The 14,505-nt window shown below is 73.9% G+C and carries 9 protein-coding genes and 2 tRNA genes; 5 read left to right on the plus strand and 6 right to left on the minus strand.

What is annotated here, in order from left to right; genetic code table 11:
- Positions 1-32: 32 nt before the first annotated feature.
- A complete protein-coding gene (locus tag ACI8AD_RS03030) occupies positions 33-1,457 on the plus strand; it encodes an amino acid permease (RefSeq protein ID WP_456869077.1) in 1,425 nt (474 codons plus the stop codon).
- Complete coding sequence (locus ACI8AD_RS03035) at positions 1,454-2,326, plus strand: universal stress protein (RefSeq protein ID WP_456869078.1); 873 nt, start codon at positions 1,454-1,456, stop codon at positions 2,324-2,326. The genes ACI8AD_RS03030 and ACI8AD_RS03035 overlap by 4 nt, the downstream gene beginning before the upstream one ends.
- 169 nt (positions 2,327-2,495) lie before the next feature.
- On the opposite strand, the gene ACI8AD_RS03040 is transcribed toward ACI8AD_RS03035, so the two are convergent.
- The 4 genes from ACI8AD_RS03040 to ACI8AD_RS03055 form a co-directional block, all read right to left on the minus strand.
- Positions 2,496-4,727 carry an MMPL family transporter gene (locus ACI8AD_RS03040; protein ID WP_456869079.1) on the minus strand — a complete coding sequence of 744 codons (2,232 nt, stop codon included), beginning with the start codon at positions 4,725-4,727 and terminating at the stop codon, positions 2,496-2,498.
- 185 nt (positions 4,728-4,912) lie between these two features.
- Positions 4,913-5,848 (minus strand): NAD-dependent epimerase/dehydratase family protein, encoded by a 936-nt coding sequence (locus ACI8AD_RS03045; RefSeq protein WP_456869080.1) that lies wholly within the window; start codon positions 5,846-5,848, stop codon positions 4,913-4,915.
- Complete coding sequence (locus tag ACI8AD_RS03050) at positions 5,845-6,234, minus strand: SMR family transporter (RefSeq protein WP_089405908.1); 390 nt, start codon at positions 6,232-6,234, stop codon at positions 5,845-5,847. The genes ACI8AD_RS03045 and ACI8AD_RS03050 overlap by 4 nt, the downstream gene beginning before the upstream one ends.
- A gap of 243 nt (positions 6,235-6,477) precedes the next feature.
- A tRNA-Arg gene (locus ACI8AD_RS03055) sits at positions 6,478-6,550 on the minus strand.
- Positions 6,551-7,070: 520 nt separating this feature from the next.
- On the opposite strand from ACI8AD_RS03055, the gene ACI8AD_RS03060 reads away from it, so the two are divergent.
- Positions 7,071-10,565: a P-loop NTPase fold protein gene (locus ACI8AD_RS03060; RefSeq protein ID WP_456869081.1), complete on the plus strand. Its 3,495-nt coding sequence runs from the start codon at positions 7,071-7,073 to the stop codon at positions 10,563-10,565.
- Between the two features lie 308 nt (positions 10,566-10,873).
- Here ACI8AD_RS03060 and ACI8AD_RS03065 read toward each other — a convergent pair.
- Both ACI8AD_RS03065 and ACI8AD_RS03070 read right to left on the minus strand, forming a co-directional pair.
- A tRNA-Ser gene (locus tag ACI8AD_RS03065) sits at positions 10,874-10,962 on the minus strand.
- A gap of 96 nt (positions 10,963-11,058) precedes the next feature.
- On the minus strand, positions 11,059-12,261 hold the full coding sequence (locus ACI8AD_RS03070; RefSeq protein WP_456869082.1) for an MFS transporter: 1,203 nt from the start codon (positions 12,259-12,261) through the stop codon (positions 11,059-11,061).
- A 118-nt stretch (positions 12,262-12,379) separates the two neighbouring features.
- Between ACI8AD_RS03070 and ACI8AD_RS03075 the strand changes: the two genes are divergently transcribed.
- Together ACI8AD_RS03075 and ACI8AD_RS03080 are read left to right on the plus strand one after the other, a co-directional pair.
- Complete coding sequence (locus ACI8AD_RS03075; protein ID WP_089405906.1) at positions 12,380-12,913, plus strand: CGNR zinc finger domain-containing protein; 534 nt, start codon at positions 12,380-12,382, stop codon at positions 12,911-12,913.
- A 36-nt stretch (positions 12,914-12,949) separates the two neighbouring features.
- Entirely contained in the window at positions 12,950-14,392 is a 1,443-nt protein-coding gene (locus ACI8AD_RS03080; protein WP_456869083.1) for a phosphatase PAP2 family protein, read from the plus strand.
- Positions 14,393-14,505 lie beyond the last annotated feature (113 nt).

The following is a 14,505-nucleotide window of genomic DNA, read 5'->3' on the forward strand; positions in this document are numbered from 1 at the left end:
ACGCCGAGCACGACGACGCCGAGGAGGCCCGGGTGAGCGCCCCGTCCGTGCGCAGCCAGCTGTTCCGGCGCAAGCCGGTCACCGAGATGGTCGAGGAGACCGGCGCCGGCCGGCCCGAGGGCGGGACGCTGGCCCGCCGCATGGGCGTCGGCCAGCTCATGGGCCTGGGCATCGGCGCGACGATCGGCACCGGGATCTTCTTCGTGCTCACCTCGGCGGTGCCCGAGGCCGGCCCGGCCGTGATCGTCTCCTTCGTCCTCGCCGCGATCACCGCCGGGTTCACCGCGCTCTGCTACGCCGAGCTGGCCTCGACGATCCCGGTGGCCGGGTCCTCCTACTCCTACGCCTACGCCACGCTGGGCGAGGTCGTCGCCTACGTCGTCGGCTGGTGCCTGGTGCTGGAGTACGCGGTCAGCTCCGCGGCGGTGTCGGTGGGCTGGAGCGAGTACCTCAACGAGCTGCTCGACGACACCATCGGCCTGCGCATCCCCGACGCCCTGTCGTTCGCCCCCGGCGCCGGCGGGGCGGTCAACCTCCCGGCGATCGTCCTGGTGACGCTGTGCGCCCTGCTGCTGGTGCGCGGGGCCAGCGAGTCGGCCCGGGCGAACGCGGTGATGGTGGTCCTCAAGATCCTCGTGCTGCTCTTCTTCGCCGCCGTCGCGTTCACCGCCTTCGACGCGGGCAACCTGACACCGTTCGCGCCGCTGGGCGCCGCGGGCATCGGCGCCGCGGCGTCGTCGATCTTCTTCAGCTTCATCGGCCTCGACGCCGTCTCCACCGCCGGCGAGGAGGTGCGTGACCCGCGTCGCACGCTGCCCCGCGCCATCATCGGCTCGCTGGTCGTGGTGACGACGGTGTACCTGCTGGTGGCCGTGGCCGCGGTGGGCGCCCAGGCGGCCGGCCTGTTCGAGGGCCAGGAGGCCGGCCTCGCGGTGATCCTCGAGGACGTCACCGGGTCGCGCTGGCCGGCCATCGTGCTCGCCGCCGGCGCCGTCATCTCCATCTTCTCCGTGACGCTGGTGACGATGTACGGCCAGACCCGGATCCTGTTCGCGATGAGCCGGGACGGCATGGTGCCGTCGCTGTTCAGCCGGGTCGACCCGCGCACGCTGACCCCGGTGCGCGGCACGGTCGCCGTCGCGCTGTTCGTGGGGGCGCTGGCCGGGTTCGTGCCGCTGGACTTCCTCGTCGACCTGACCAGCATGGGCACGCTCGTGGCGTTCCTCGTCGTGTCGGTGGGGGTGATGGTGCTGCGGTCCACCCGACCGGACCTGCCCCGTGGCTTCCGGGTGCCCGGCTACCCCGTGGTGCCGGTGCTGTCGGTGCTGTTCTGCCTCTACCTGCTGTACGGGCTGCCGCCGGTCACCTGGGGGCTGTTCGCCCTCTGGTTGACGCTGGCGGCCGTCCTCTACGTGACCTACGCCCGCACCCACTCCCGGCTGCGGGACCCGCGGTGACCGTCGTCGTCGGCCACCCCGCCGACGCCGAGGAGCGCGGCGCCGACGGGCACCTGCGCCTCACCGCGACGCTCGCGCGCACGACCGGCGAGGACGTCGTCGTCACCACCGTGACCCCGCGCGGCTTCCCCGACCCCCGCGCCGACCGGGAGTACCGGGGCTGGGTGGCCGACCAGGTGCGCGCGCGGCTGGCCCGGGCGGTGCACGCGCTGCACGCGGCGGGGGTCGGCGAGGTGCGCCCGGTCGCCGTCGAGGCGCCGTCGGTGCCGGCCGGGCTGGTCACCGTGACCGGCCAGGTCGGCGGGTCGCTGCTGGTGCTCGGGCGGGAGGGGCCGGTGCCCGAGCACCTGCTCCGCTCCTCCCCGGTGCCGGTGGCGCTGTCGGCCCGCGCGGGCTCCCCGGGGGAGCGGGTCACACGGGTGACCTGCGCGTGGGCCGGCACCGACCGGTCCCGCGCCGCGCTGGCCTGGGCCCGGCGCACGGCGGCGGCCTGGCGGGTGCCCCTGCGGCTGGTGACCTTCGCGCCCGAGCGGGACCCGCTGCTGCCGTCGGAGACGGGCCTGTACGCCGAGCGGGAGGTCGCCGTCGCCTGGGCCCGGCAGGCGCAGCGCGAGCTCGACGCGGTCGCCGCGGGCCTGCCGGAACGGCCGGAGGCGACGGTGGCGCGGGGTCGGGGGTGGCCGGGTGCGGTGCCGGCGGCGGGGTGGTCCGACGGCGACCTGCTGGTGGTGGGCTCGTCACGGCTGGGCCCGCTCGCCCGGGTGTTCCTGGGGTCGACGGCGACGCGCATCCTGCGGGCCGCGCCGGTGCCGGTGGTCGTCGTCCCGAGGGGGACGGAGGACACGCCCGACACGCCGGACCGGGGTTGACGACGCCTGTGACGGCGCTCACAGTGGAGGTCGGGCGGGGGCAACCGGTAGACGATTGGCCCCCCACTGCTGGGGGGATCGACCCACGCGGCCAGACCGCCAGCACCGGCCCCCCGCCCCACGACTCGACGCCGGCCCCGGAACCCCCGGGAGCCGGCGTCGTCGTCGTTCAGTCGCGGGTGCCCGCCAGGGCCGGCGACTCCTCCCCGGTCGCGCGCGGCACGGCCGGCACGGCGCCGGGCACCGGTTCGTGCTGCAGCTGCGGCAGCCGGCGCAGCCACCGGGGCAGGTACCAGTTGGCGTCGCCCAGCAGCCGCATCACCGCCGGCAGCAGCACCGCCCGGACCACCGTCGCGTCGAGCAGCACGGCGACGGCCAGGCCCAGCCCGATCTGCTTCATGCTCGTCATCGACAGGGTGACGAAGGTCAGGAAGACGAAGACCATGATCACCGCGGCGCTGGTGACCACGCCGGCCGACGAGGTGATGCCCCGCGCGACCGCCGTCCGGGTGGGCAGGCCACGGTCGTGGCCCTCGCGGATCCGGCTGAGGATGAACACGTGGTAGTCCATCGACAGGCCGAACAGGACCACGAACAGGAACAGCGGGATCCAGTTCACGATCGCCCCGGTGGAGTCCAGGCCGATGAGCCTGCCGCCGACGCCCTCCTGGAAGACCAGCACCATCGCGCCGTAGGCGGCGGCGACGCTGAGCAGGTTGAGCACGATCGCGGTCACCGCCACGGTGACCGAGCGGAACGAGACCAGCAGCAGTCCGAAGGCGAGCACCAGCACGAAGCCGAACACCCACGGCGTGCGCTCGGCCACGAGTTCGTCGAAGGCCACCGAGGAGGCGGTGCTGCCCGAGACGACGGCGCGCACGCCGTCGAGCCCGCCCACCGTCGCGGGGACGACGTCGTCGGCGAGGGTCGCCAGCGCGTCGCGTGAGGCCTGCTCCTCGCCGTCGCCCACCAGCGGCACGGAGATGACGGCGACCGTGCCGGCCTCGTCGGTCTCCACCCCGATCGGCTCGTTGGCCTGCCCGGTGGCCAGTGCCCGCTCGCGCAGCTCGGCGATCGCGGCCTGCACCTCGGGGGCGGTGACGTCGGGCGCCTCGACCACCACCTGCGCGGGCGCCGGGCCGCCGGGGAAGGCCTCGGTGATGCGGTCGTACGTCGCGATGACGGCGAGGTCCTGGGGCAGGTCCTCGACGCCCTCGCTGCGCAGGTCCATCGCCAGCGCCGGGACGGCGAGGGCGACCAGCGCGGCGCCGGCGGTGAGCGCGGCGACCAGCGGGCGGCGCAGCACGGCGCCGAGGACGGCCGGCCAGAACCGGCCCGGGCCGGCGTCACGGCGGCGCAGGAACGGGATCCGCCCCCGCTCCACCCGGTCGCCGAGCCAGGCCATCGTCGCCGGCAGCACGGTCAGCGAGCCGAGCACCGAGACGGCGACGACGAGGATGGTGGCCGAGGCGACGCCGGTGAAGACGGAGAACCCGGTCAGGAACATGCCTGCCATCGCGACCACCACGGTGATGCCCGAGATCAGCACCGAGCGGCCCGAGGTGGCGGCGGCGACGTCGAGGGCGTCGACCGGGCCGGCGCCCCGCGCCCGCTCCTCGCGCTCGCGTTTGAGGTAGAAGAGCGAGTAGTCCACGCCGACGGCCAGCCCGATGAGCAGCATGACGATCTGCGCGGTCTGGTCGACGTGCCACACCTGGCTGGTCAGGCTCAGCAGGCCCAGCGCCGCCAGGAACGCGGTGAGCGCGAACACGAGCGGCACGAGCGCGGCGACCACGGCGCCGAAGGTCACCAGCAGCACCACGAGGGTGATCGGGATCGACAGCAGCTCGGCCCGCCGGAAGTCGGCGTCGAGGGTCTCGTCGAGCGCGAGGTCGGCGCTGGTGTCGCCGAACTGCTCGACGCGGACGCCGTCGTGCCGGTCGGCGACGGCGGCGAGGGCCGCGGCGATCGCCGGGATCCGCTCGCCGGCGTCCTCGCGGTCCCCGGTGACGTCGAAGGTGACCAGCGCCGAGCGCCCGTCGGCCGACCGCAGCGGCGCGCCGTCGAGCGGGCTGAGGACGTCGGTGGCCTCCGGGGTGCGCCGCAGCGTCTCGACGACGTCGGTGAGCGCGGCGGTGGCGGCGGCCTCGTCGACGCCGGGCTCCCGCTGCACGAGGACCATCTCCGCGGCCGGCTCCTCCCAGCCGGAGGCGTCGAGGATCTGCCGGGCCTCGGCGGGCGCCCCGACGCTCTGCTCGGCCGGGGTCAGCTCCCCCTGCGGCACCAGCTGGCCGACCAGCAGGGCCAGGGCCACGAAGGCCAGCCAGCCGAGCACCGCCGTCCTGCGGTGCCGGGCGCTCCACCGCCCCACCCTGCCCGCCAGGTTGCCGGACACGTCCACGTCGGTCTCCCGTCTGCTCGCTCGGACGGGGCCGACTCTGCTGGCCCGGGACCGGCCGGCCGATCCCGCCAGCCGGTCGGTCCGGTGTCGGGCTGGCCCGACACCGGACGGCGGCGGGCGGGCAGACGCACACCGGGTCCGCCCTCTCGCGGGAGAGGGCGGACCCGGTGTGCGGTGGAGCGGGCTCAGCCGGCGGCGGGGGCCTCCGGGCGGCCGGCGATGTAGCGGGCGATCGCCGCCACGGCGCGCCGGTTGTCGTACTCGGGCTTCCAGCCCAGCGCCAGCGAGGTGTCGATCGACAGCACGTGGGCCTGCCCCAGCATGAGCAGCTGCTCGGCCGCGATGACCCGGTACCGGGTGGCCACCGCGCCGGCCTTGATCAGCGGGTAGGGGACGTGCACCCGGCGCACCCGCGGCAGCTCGAGGGTCTCCTCGATGACGTCGACCCACTGGTCGATGGTCAGCGGGCCGGGGCTCGCGGCGTTGTACAGCCCGGTCGCCTGCTCCTTCACGATGAGCGCGAGCAGGCCGGCGGCGTCCTCGACGTGGACCATGTTGGTCGCGTGGCCGCCGGTGCCGGGGACGATCGCCAGGCGCCGCTGGGTCATCGACTGGACGAAGCCGCGGAACAGGCCCTCGCGGCCGACGCCGCCGATGATGCACGGCACCATCGTCGCGGTCGGGTTGTCCATGGCCTCGACCAGGCGGTACGCCTCCAGCTTGGACCGGCTGTAGACGCCCGTGCCCCGCATCGGCGAGGTGGTCTCGTACACGGGCAGCCCGGTCTGGTCGTACATCATGCTGGTGCCGACGTTGAGGAAGTGCCCGACCCGGCCGGAGTAGCGGCCGACGAGGTTCTCGGTGGCGACGACGTTGTTGCGGCGGAAGTACTCCCGCTGCGCGAAGCGGGGGAGGTCGGCCGACACGTACTGCACGGCGGCGGCGTGCACGACGGCGTCGACGTCGGGCAGCCCGGCGGTGAACGCGGGGTCGGCCAGGTCACCGACGTGGTCGACGGCGCCGACCCGGTCGGTGGTGACCACGGTGTGGCCGTCGTCGCGCAGCCGGCCGAGCAGCGGACGGGCGAGGAAGCCGGCGGCGCCGGTGACCAGGACCCTCACTGCACGACCGCGGCGCTGGTGGGACGGGCGACGAGGATGACGCCGAGGATGATGACGAGGATCCCCACGATCTTGAGCACGCCCAGTTCCTCCCGGAAGAGCAGGTAGCCGAGGACGGCGTTGACGACGTAGCCGATGGAGAGCATCGGGTAGGCGACGCTGACCGGCACGCGGGAGAGGACCACGATCCACACCGCGACGCTGACCACGTAGGAGAGCAGCCCGCCGAGGATGTAGGGCTGGAAGACGATCCGGAAGACCGTCTGCACCGGACCGTCGGGGGACACCAGGGTCCCCAGGGCGTTGGTGCCGGCCTTGATGAGGAGTTGCGCTCCCGCGTTGAGCAGGACGCCGATCAGCACGAGACCGAAGCTCGCTGGAGTCATGTCACACCTTCCGTTGAACGCGCCCACGATAGGCAGGTGGGACGGACGGGTCCGGACCCCCGCGTCGGCACGCCGGGCCGCGGTCCCCACCGGTCACACGTGGCCACACGCACCCCTCCGCCCCCGGGGGCGGGTGTGGCGGGGCGCTGCTCGCCCCGGGGCCTGCGGCGCACCCGGGTCCGGACACACCGCGGCCCCGCTCTCACGGGGAGAGCGGGGCCGCGGTGCTGTCTCAACCAGACGTGCACCCGAAGGGATTCGAACCCCTAACCTTCTGATCCGTAGTCAGATGCTCTATCCGTTGAGCTACGGGTGCTCCGCGCCGGGCGACCGGCGCCCCACCAGTGTAGCCGGTGACCTGGGGCCGCCGTCGGCGGCCTCTCCCTAGCGGTCGTGCCGTACGAAGCTGCACGGACGCAACCTGGACTGCCGGCTGCAGCGTCCCCGCGGCTCCGCCGGGAAGGTCCTCGGCCGCCGGTGAGCACCACCGCTCCACGCGTCTCAGGGGCGACATGTGGCTGACGTCCCCGCACGATCATGACCAGGCGCCGGCCTGTGGCCAGCACGCCGATCCCAGGGGAGATCCTGCTCCGACACGACCCCTCGGCCATCCCGTGTTCGTCGCAGTCGACGCCAGGTTCGCCGCGCCGTCGGGCAGCACGGGATCTCCGCACGTGCCAGTAGGCGCTCCACCTCGGTGGGAGCGGCCAGCAGAGTGAGCCGGTGTCTTGCAGGATGCGCCTCAGGCAACCCGGTCCTCCGCTGCTGCGGATGGACTGGACCGCGCCACGTCCGGAGGGCAACGGAGCGCCGCCTCGCGCTGCCATCATGTCCCGATGGCGGATCGAGCCGATCCGGTTGCGCACGCCAGCCCTGCACTCGTCCGGGAGGTGTGGCGCGGCTTCCCGCGGGTCACGCTGACCGGCCACACCGCCCCCGTCGGGCAGATCGCCTGGGGTCGAGTCAGGGGCCGGCCGGTACTGGCCTCCGCCAGCGCGGACTCGACGGTCCGGCTCTGGGATCCGGAGACCGGCCGCCTGCGGGCCACCCTTGCCGGTCACGAGCGCTACGTGAGCCACGTGGCGTGGGGCCGGGTCGGCGATCGGCCGCTACTCGCCTCCTGCGGCGGGGACCCGACCGTGCGGCTGTGGGATCCCGAGACGGGTCGCCTGCGGGCCGCCCTCGCCGACCATGACGGTCACGTGTGGCATGTGGTGTGGGGTCGAGTCGACAGTCGCCCCGTGTTGGCCTCCGCCAGCGCCGACGCGGTCGTGCGGCTGTGGGATCCCGAGACGGGCGAGTTGCTGGCCAGCCTGCTCGGCCACGAGGGACCCGTGGTCCACCTCGCATGGAGTCGGCGGGGCAGTCCTCCGGTGCTCGCCTCCGCCGGCGCGGACAGGACCGTGCGGCTGTGGAATCCCGAGACCGGTGACCTGCTGGTGACCCTGTCTGGCCACACCGCCGATGTGAGACACGTGACCTGGGGCTGGGACGGGGAGGACCTGGTGTTCGCCTCCGCCAGTGCGGACGGAACTGTGCGGCTGTGGAATCAGGACGGCGGTGCCCCGCTGGCCACCTTGACTGGCCACGCCGGCGCCGTACGTCGGGTCGCCTGGGGATCGGTCGGCAGCCAACCGGTGCTGGCCTCCGTCGGCGACGACTCGACCGTGCGTCTGTGGGCACCGTTCAGCGGCCGGCTCTTGACCACCCTCACGGACCCTGTCGGCATGCGGGATGCGGCGTGGGGCAGGGTCGGCGACCGGCCGATGATCGCCTCCGCCGGCATGGACGGGACTGTGCGGCTGTGGGATCCCGACGGGGGGCGCCCACTCGGCACCTTGACCGAGTCCAGCGGCACGGTGGCGTGCGTGGCCTGGGGCCGGATCGGCGACGTGCCGGTGCTCGCCTCTGCCGGCGAGGACCCCACCGTCCGGCTGTGGGAGATCGACGTCCACCGCTATACCGGCATCGTTCCTACTTATCGCTCCGACGATGCCCGCGACCGCGGCAAGGCCGGAGCGATGCAGGGCGCCGGACCGGATCCTCTCGACCGCGATCGGGAGGCGGCCGCGCTCGCGGAGCTGCTCTGCACCCGTTCGGCCCGGCCGCCGCTCGCCATCGGGCTGTTCGGCGACTGGGGTGAGGGCAAGTCCTTCTTCATGCACCGCGTCAACGCCCACGTCCGCCGGCTCAGCGGTCTCGCCACCGGGGACGAGACCGGAGATGGTCTGCTGCACGGGGCCGTTAGGCAGGTGCTGTTCAACGCCTGGCACTATGCCGAGACTGACCTGTGGGCCAGCCTGGTCACCGAGTTGTTCGAGCAGCTCAACCGCCAGGACACCGATCCGGGTGATGCACAGCGCCGCCAATCCCGACTGGCCAGTCAGCTCGTGGCGCGCCGCCAGATCCGTGAGCGGCTTGCCGCCGCTCGACAGCGGCGACAGGAGTTGGACGCGAAACTCGAGCAGGCGAGGAGCGGCAGTTCGACACCGCCGCAGGTGGCGGTGCTCGGCGCCGAGGCCGCGAAGGCGTACGAGGAGACAACAGCGACCGCTGGCGCCGCCGGCCGCGCACTGCGGACCGCCTGGTTCGCGGTGTGGGACGTCGGCAGGGCCGCGCGTCAGAGGTGGCAGCTGGTGTTGCTGGCGGCCGTGATCGTAGCCAGCATGGCCGCGCTGGCCGTGTATGGCTGGGTGCCGACCATCGTCGGCTGGCTTGCCGCCGCCGTCGGCGCTGTGACCGCTTTCATCGGCCCAGCTCGAGAGGCTTGGACGAACACCGCGCTCTTCCGCAGACGAGTCATGACGGCGGCGGCCCGGCTCCGGCAGTGGGACGAGCAGCGGCTCGCTCCACTACTGACTGCTCGTGATGTCGCCGCCGCGGAAGTTGCCACCCTCGAGGCAGAGTTGCGTGATCTCACCGCCGCCGGGCAACTGGCCGGGCTCGCCGCCCGCCGCGCCGGCGATGCCGACTACCGGGCGCAGCTGGGGCTCATGACGCGCATCCGGGAGGACTTCGAGGAGATGGCCCGGCTGCTACTGGCCGCGGAAACCGATCTAGTCCGGCAGACCGTCGGCTTCACGGATCCGGACCCGCTGCCGGAGATCGACCGCATCATCCTCTACATCGACGACTTGGATCGGTGCCCCCCAGAGCGGGTAGTCGCCGTCCTGGAGGCCGTGCAGCTACTGCTGGCCGTGGAACTGTTCGCCGTTGTGGTGGCAGTCGACCCGCGCTGGTTGCTGCGGTCGTTGACTGTTCACTACCGGGACCTGCTTGACCCGCTGCCTGGAGCCCCCGAGGCTCCGCCGGACGCAGCGCCGAGCATCAGCTCCGGACAGGCAATCGGTGCAGGTCACCTCGGCGACGACCAGGACGACATCTGGGAGTCAACCCCGACGCAGTACCTGGAGAAGATCTTCCAGGTACCGCTGACCTTGCCACCAGTCACCGCCGAGGGGTACCGGGCGATGGTCGCCAGTCTGACCGTCACCCCAGATGCACCTTCCCAGCAGTCGGGCTCGGGGTCCCCCGGCGGCGAGTCCTCGACGCCGACGCCCGAGGACAAGCGCGGCCAGCGGACCGGGCAGCTGATCCAACCGGTGACTCCCGGTGACGAGGACGACCCATCCCTCAGCATGCCCGAGCTACCGGCACCGCGAATCGTCGATCGGGCCGATCCGCTAGCACTGTCCGATGACGAACGCCGCCTCCTCGGGCTGCTCGGGCCGGGACTGGTCTCGACGCCGCGAGGCGTCAAGCGGCTGGTCAACAGTTACGGCTTGCTCAACGCCATCCGGCGTGAGCAACGGGAGCGCGACCTCGGCGTGTACACCGACATGGACTCCGGGGAGCAGTGGCATCCCTACCGCGCCGCGATGGTGTTGCTGGCCGCACTGATCGGCTTCCCCGGTGAGTCCCCCGCCCTGTTCGAGCACCTACACCACACCGCCGCCAGCAGCCCCCAGATGTCCTGGCACAGCTTCGTGCAGACACTGCGCCCGAACCGCAGTGCGCGGCCGGGGCGATGGCAGAACGGCTGCGCGGGGTGCCTGACCGGACCACAGGCACGCCGATGGGCGGCGTTGGCTGATGCCCTGGAGCACGTGACCGCTGGAGCCGCGGCCACCGACGAGACGACCGACCCTCTAGACCTTCCGGAACCGCTGAAGGCATGGGCGGAATGGGTTGTTCCGGTTGGTCGACTGTCCTTTCAGACCGGCCAGGTTGTCACGGAACTGCACAGACGACCCAAGCTGCCGTCTGCCGAGCCGCGGCCGAGTCCACAGGCACACCACCTCGACAGGAGCAGTCCAGGCACCCTCGCTTGAACCACAGGTGGAGGACGGACGGCCCCAACGGAGCGGGCGGCGGTGCGTCCTCAGCAGGATTGTCCCGCGGCACCGAACAGACCGACGGCCGCGGCGAGACCGGACAGGGAAGGTCACCAGGCCCGGACACGGAAGGTCACCAGGCCGCGGATGAGAGCGACCGTCGCGAGTGAGCTGCGGGAACGCCGCCGTGGCGCCACTTGGACGCAGAAACGCCCGGTCGGGGACCGGGCGCTGCGACGCACGTGATCCGTAGTCAGATGCTCTATCCGCTGAGCTACGGGTGCGGACTGTGCAGTTGTCGTGCGCGGAGGCTCCGGGATTTGAACCCGGGATGGGGGTGAACCCAAACCGCATTAGCAGTGCGGCGCCATAGACCGGACTAGGCGAAGCCTCCCGGGGTCCGAGTTCCCCCGGTACCACCGACGAAGAGACTACCAGCGGCCGCGGCGGGGCTCCCAGCCCGGGGGGTCCCCCGGGCCGGGAGCGCAGGTCAGACCGCCACCCGCCCGGCCAGGCGTACCGGCACGGGACGGCCGGGCACCAGGGTGACCAGCACGGCCGCGGCGGCGCCGGCCACGGCGAGCAGGAGGCTGCCGGTGACGCCGGAAGGGCCGTCGATGAGCGCGCCACCGAGGGCCGCACCCAGCGCCGAGGCGCCGGTGGCCATGGTCGACAGCCAGGTGAACGCCTCGGTGGTGGCCGAGGCCGGCGCCAGCGCGCCGACCAGCGAGCTCTGCACCGTCAGCGTCGGGGCGATCGCCGTCCCGCCGAGGAACAGCAGCGCCCCGAGCACCCACGGGCTCGACGCCGCGGCGAGCGGCGCCAGGCCGATGGTGACGCCGAGCAGCAGCCACCGGTACTGGCGCGGCAGCGAGGCGCTGACCACGCGGGCGCCGAACCACAGGCCGCCGGCCACCGAGCCGAGCGACCACAGCGCCAGCAGCAGGCCCGACATGCCCGGGGAGCCGGCCTCGTCGGCGAAGGCGGGGATGGCCACCTCCAGGGCGCCGAAGCCGAGCATCAGGGCCGAGCCGCTCACCAGGACCCGCGGCATCCCGGGCGTGAGCACGGTGGCGAATGCGCTGGTGCGCTCCGCCGCCGGGACCGGCACCCAGCCGCGCATCGCCGTCGACGTGGCGATGGCCAGCGCGCCGGTGGTCGCCAGCGTCCCGGCGACGGCCAGCGCCCACGCGGGGGCGGCCAGCACGGCCAGGGTGGCGACGACGGTCGGCCCGGCCACGAACACCAGCTCGGTGGCGGTGGCGTCGAGGGCGAACGCGGTGGTGCGCACCCGCGGGTCGACCCGCGACCACAGCGCGCGGACGGTGCCGGAGACCAGCGGCGTCCCCGCGCCGGCGGCCGCGGACGCGGCGAGGACGGCGGGCGTGGACGCGCCGCCGAGGACGGTGAGCACCAGCAGCGCCAGCAGCAGCGGGTAGGCCGCGGCCTGCGCCAGCAGGACCGGACGGGGGGTGCGGCGGTCGGCCAGCCGGCCGAGGACGGGGGCCATGGCGGCCATCGCCAGGCCGTAGGTGGCCGAGGCGAGACCGGCGACGGCGTAGGAACCCGTCTGCTGCTGCACCATGAGCAGCAGCGCCAGCGGGACCATCGCCGACGGCAGCCGGCCGGCGAAGCCGGCGAGCAGCAGGACGGGGGCGGAGGGCAGACGCCAGACGGACAGGTACGCACGCACGACAGAACTCGTTTCGACTTGCAGGCTGAGAGCGGAACAGTAGGGAGTCAAACGCCGTTGACCCCCTACGAAGTCCCGAGGTTAGCAACCGGTCACCGACCGGGCGGTAGGGAGTCATATGAACTACGACACCTACGGGTCGAACGCGGTGGAGCTGGCGATCGACCTCGCCAACACCGACCGCGACGGCGACCCGGACTGGGCCGGCGCCTTCCTGCGCGCCCACGGGGAGTGGTTCACGCCCGAGACCGGCCTGGACCTCTCCCCCGCGGAGTCCCGCCGGGCCGCGGCCACGGCCGACCTGGTCCGCGCCGTCGCCGTCGCCGAGTCGCAGGAGGCGGTCCTCGCCGGGCTCAACGAGCTCCTCGCGCTGGCCCGCCCGCGTCCCTACGCCACCGACCACGACGGCGAGCTGCACCTGCACTACGCCCGTCCCGACGCCCCGGCGCTCGAGCAGCTGACCACGACGGTGGCGATGGGCCTCTCGCAGGTCGTGGTGCAGCACGGCTGGCAGCGGCTGGGCGTGTGCTCGGCCGAGGGCTGCGACGACGTCTACGTCGACACCTCGCGCAACGCCAGCCGGCGGTACTGCTCCAACACCTGCGCCAGCCGGTCGTCGGTCGCGGCGTACCGGGCCCGCCGCAGGGCCTAGGCCCGCGCGCCGCGGCGGGACCGTAACGTCCGGCGGGTGACCCCGCTGCGGCTGCGGTACTGGGACGCCCGGCTCCACGCGGCGATCGGCGCGCTGCCGGAGTCCCCGGCCGACCGGTGGCTGCGGCGGCTGAGCACGGCCGCCGACCACGGGCGGCTGTGGTTCGTCCTGGCGCTGCTGCTCGGCATGCGGCGCGGGCCGCTGCGGCGCGGCGCCGTCCGCGGGGTCGGTTCGCTGTCGATCGCCAGCACCGTGGTCAACGCCGTCCTCAAGCGGCTGTTCGGGCGGGTGCGGCCCGATCTCGCCAACATGGCCAGCCACCGCCGGCTGCGGCGGGCGCCGCACACCTTCTCCTTCCCCAGCGGCCACTCCGCCTCCGCGGGCGCCTTCGCCACCGGCGTGGCCCTGGAGAGCCCGCTGGCTGGGGCGGCCCTCGGGCCCCTGGCCCTGGCGGTCGGCTACTCGCGGGTGCACGTGGGCGTGCACTACCCCGGCGACGTCGTCTCGGGGCTGGCCATCGGGGCCGGGGTGGCGCTGGCCGGGCGCCGGTGGTGGCCGGTGCGGCCGACCGAGCCGGCGCGGGTGCGGCCCGCGCGGTCGGCCCCCGCGCTCCCGGGCGGCGAGGGGCTGGTCGTGGTGGTCAACCCGCGGTCGGGACCCGAGGGCCACGACCCCGTGGCGGAGGTCCGCCGGCTGCTGCCGGCCGCCGAGGTGCACAGCGCGACACCGGGCGGCGACCTCGCCGCGGTGCTCCGGGAGGCGGCCCGCTCCGGGCGGGCGCGCGCCCTGGGCGTGGCCGGCGGCGACGGCAGCGTGGCGGCCGCCGCGGCGGTGGCGCTCGAGCACGGCCTGCCGCTGGCCGTCGTCCCGTCCGGGACGCTCAACCACTTCGCCCGCGACCTCGGCGTCGAGACGCCGCGCGAGGCGGCCCGGGCGGTGGAGGACGGGCGGGCGGTGTCCGTCGACGTCGCCGAGGTCAACGGCACCCCGTTCCTCAACACCGCGAGCATCGGCCTCTACCCCGACGTGGTGCGGCGGCGCGACGCGCTGTCCGGCCGGCTGGGCCGGTGGCTGGCCACGGCGGTCGCGGCCGCGCAGGTGCTGCGGGCCGGGACGCCGGTGTCGATGGTGCTCGCCGGCCGCCCGGTCGACGTCTGGATCCTCTTCGTCGGCAACTGCCGGTACACCCCGCGCGGACTGGCGCCGGCGTGGCGCCCGCGCCTGGAGGACGGCGTGCTCGACGTCCAGTACCTGCGCGCCGACGTCCCGTTCAGCCGCACCCGCGCGGTGCTCGGCGCGCTGCTGGGCGTCAGCGACCACAGCTCCGGCTACGCCTCCTCCGCCACCCGCGAGATCACCGTGCACCTGTGGTCGGGTGCGCAGCCGGTGGCCTACGACGGGGAGACCGGCGCGGCGTCGTCCACGTTCGTCTTCCGCAAGCGGGCGCCGCTGACGGTGTACTGCCACCGCACGTCCTGACCGGCGCCGACGGCGGGCGGCCACCGAGCGCGCGGTGGACGTGGTCACTAGGTTCCGGAGCAGGGTGTCCTCGCTCGCTGGCGGGCGGGGGGCACGCAGCCAGTCCCGTCGAC

Source organism: Geodermatophilus sp. SYSU D00766 (genome assembly GCF_054049915.1).

Bases quoted from the DNA above. Each gene is read 5' to 3' on its own strand.
- ACI8AD_RS03050 (WP_089405908.1), bottom strand. From the start codon at position 6,234: ATGACTCCAGCGAGCTTCGGTCTCGTGCTGATCGGCGTCCTGCTCAAC.
- ACI8AD_RS03060 (WP_456869081.1), top strand. From the start codon at position 7,071: ATGGCGGATCGAGCCGATCCGGTTGCGCACGCCAGCCCTGCACTCGTC.
- ACI8AD_RS03075 (WP_089405906.1), top strand. From the start codon at position 12,380: ATGAACTACGACACCTACGGGTCGAACGCGGTGGAGCTGGCGATCGAC.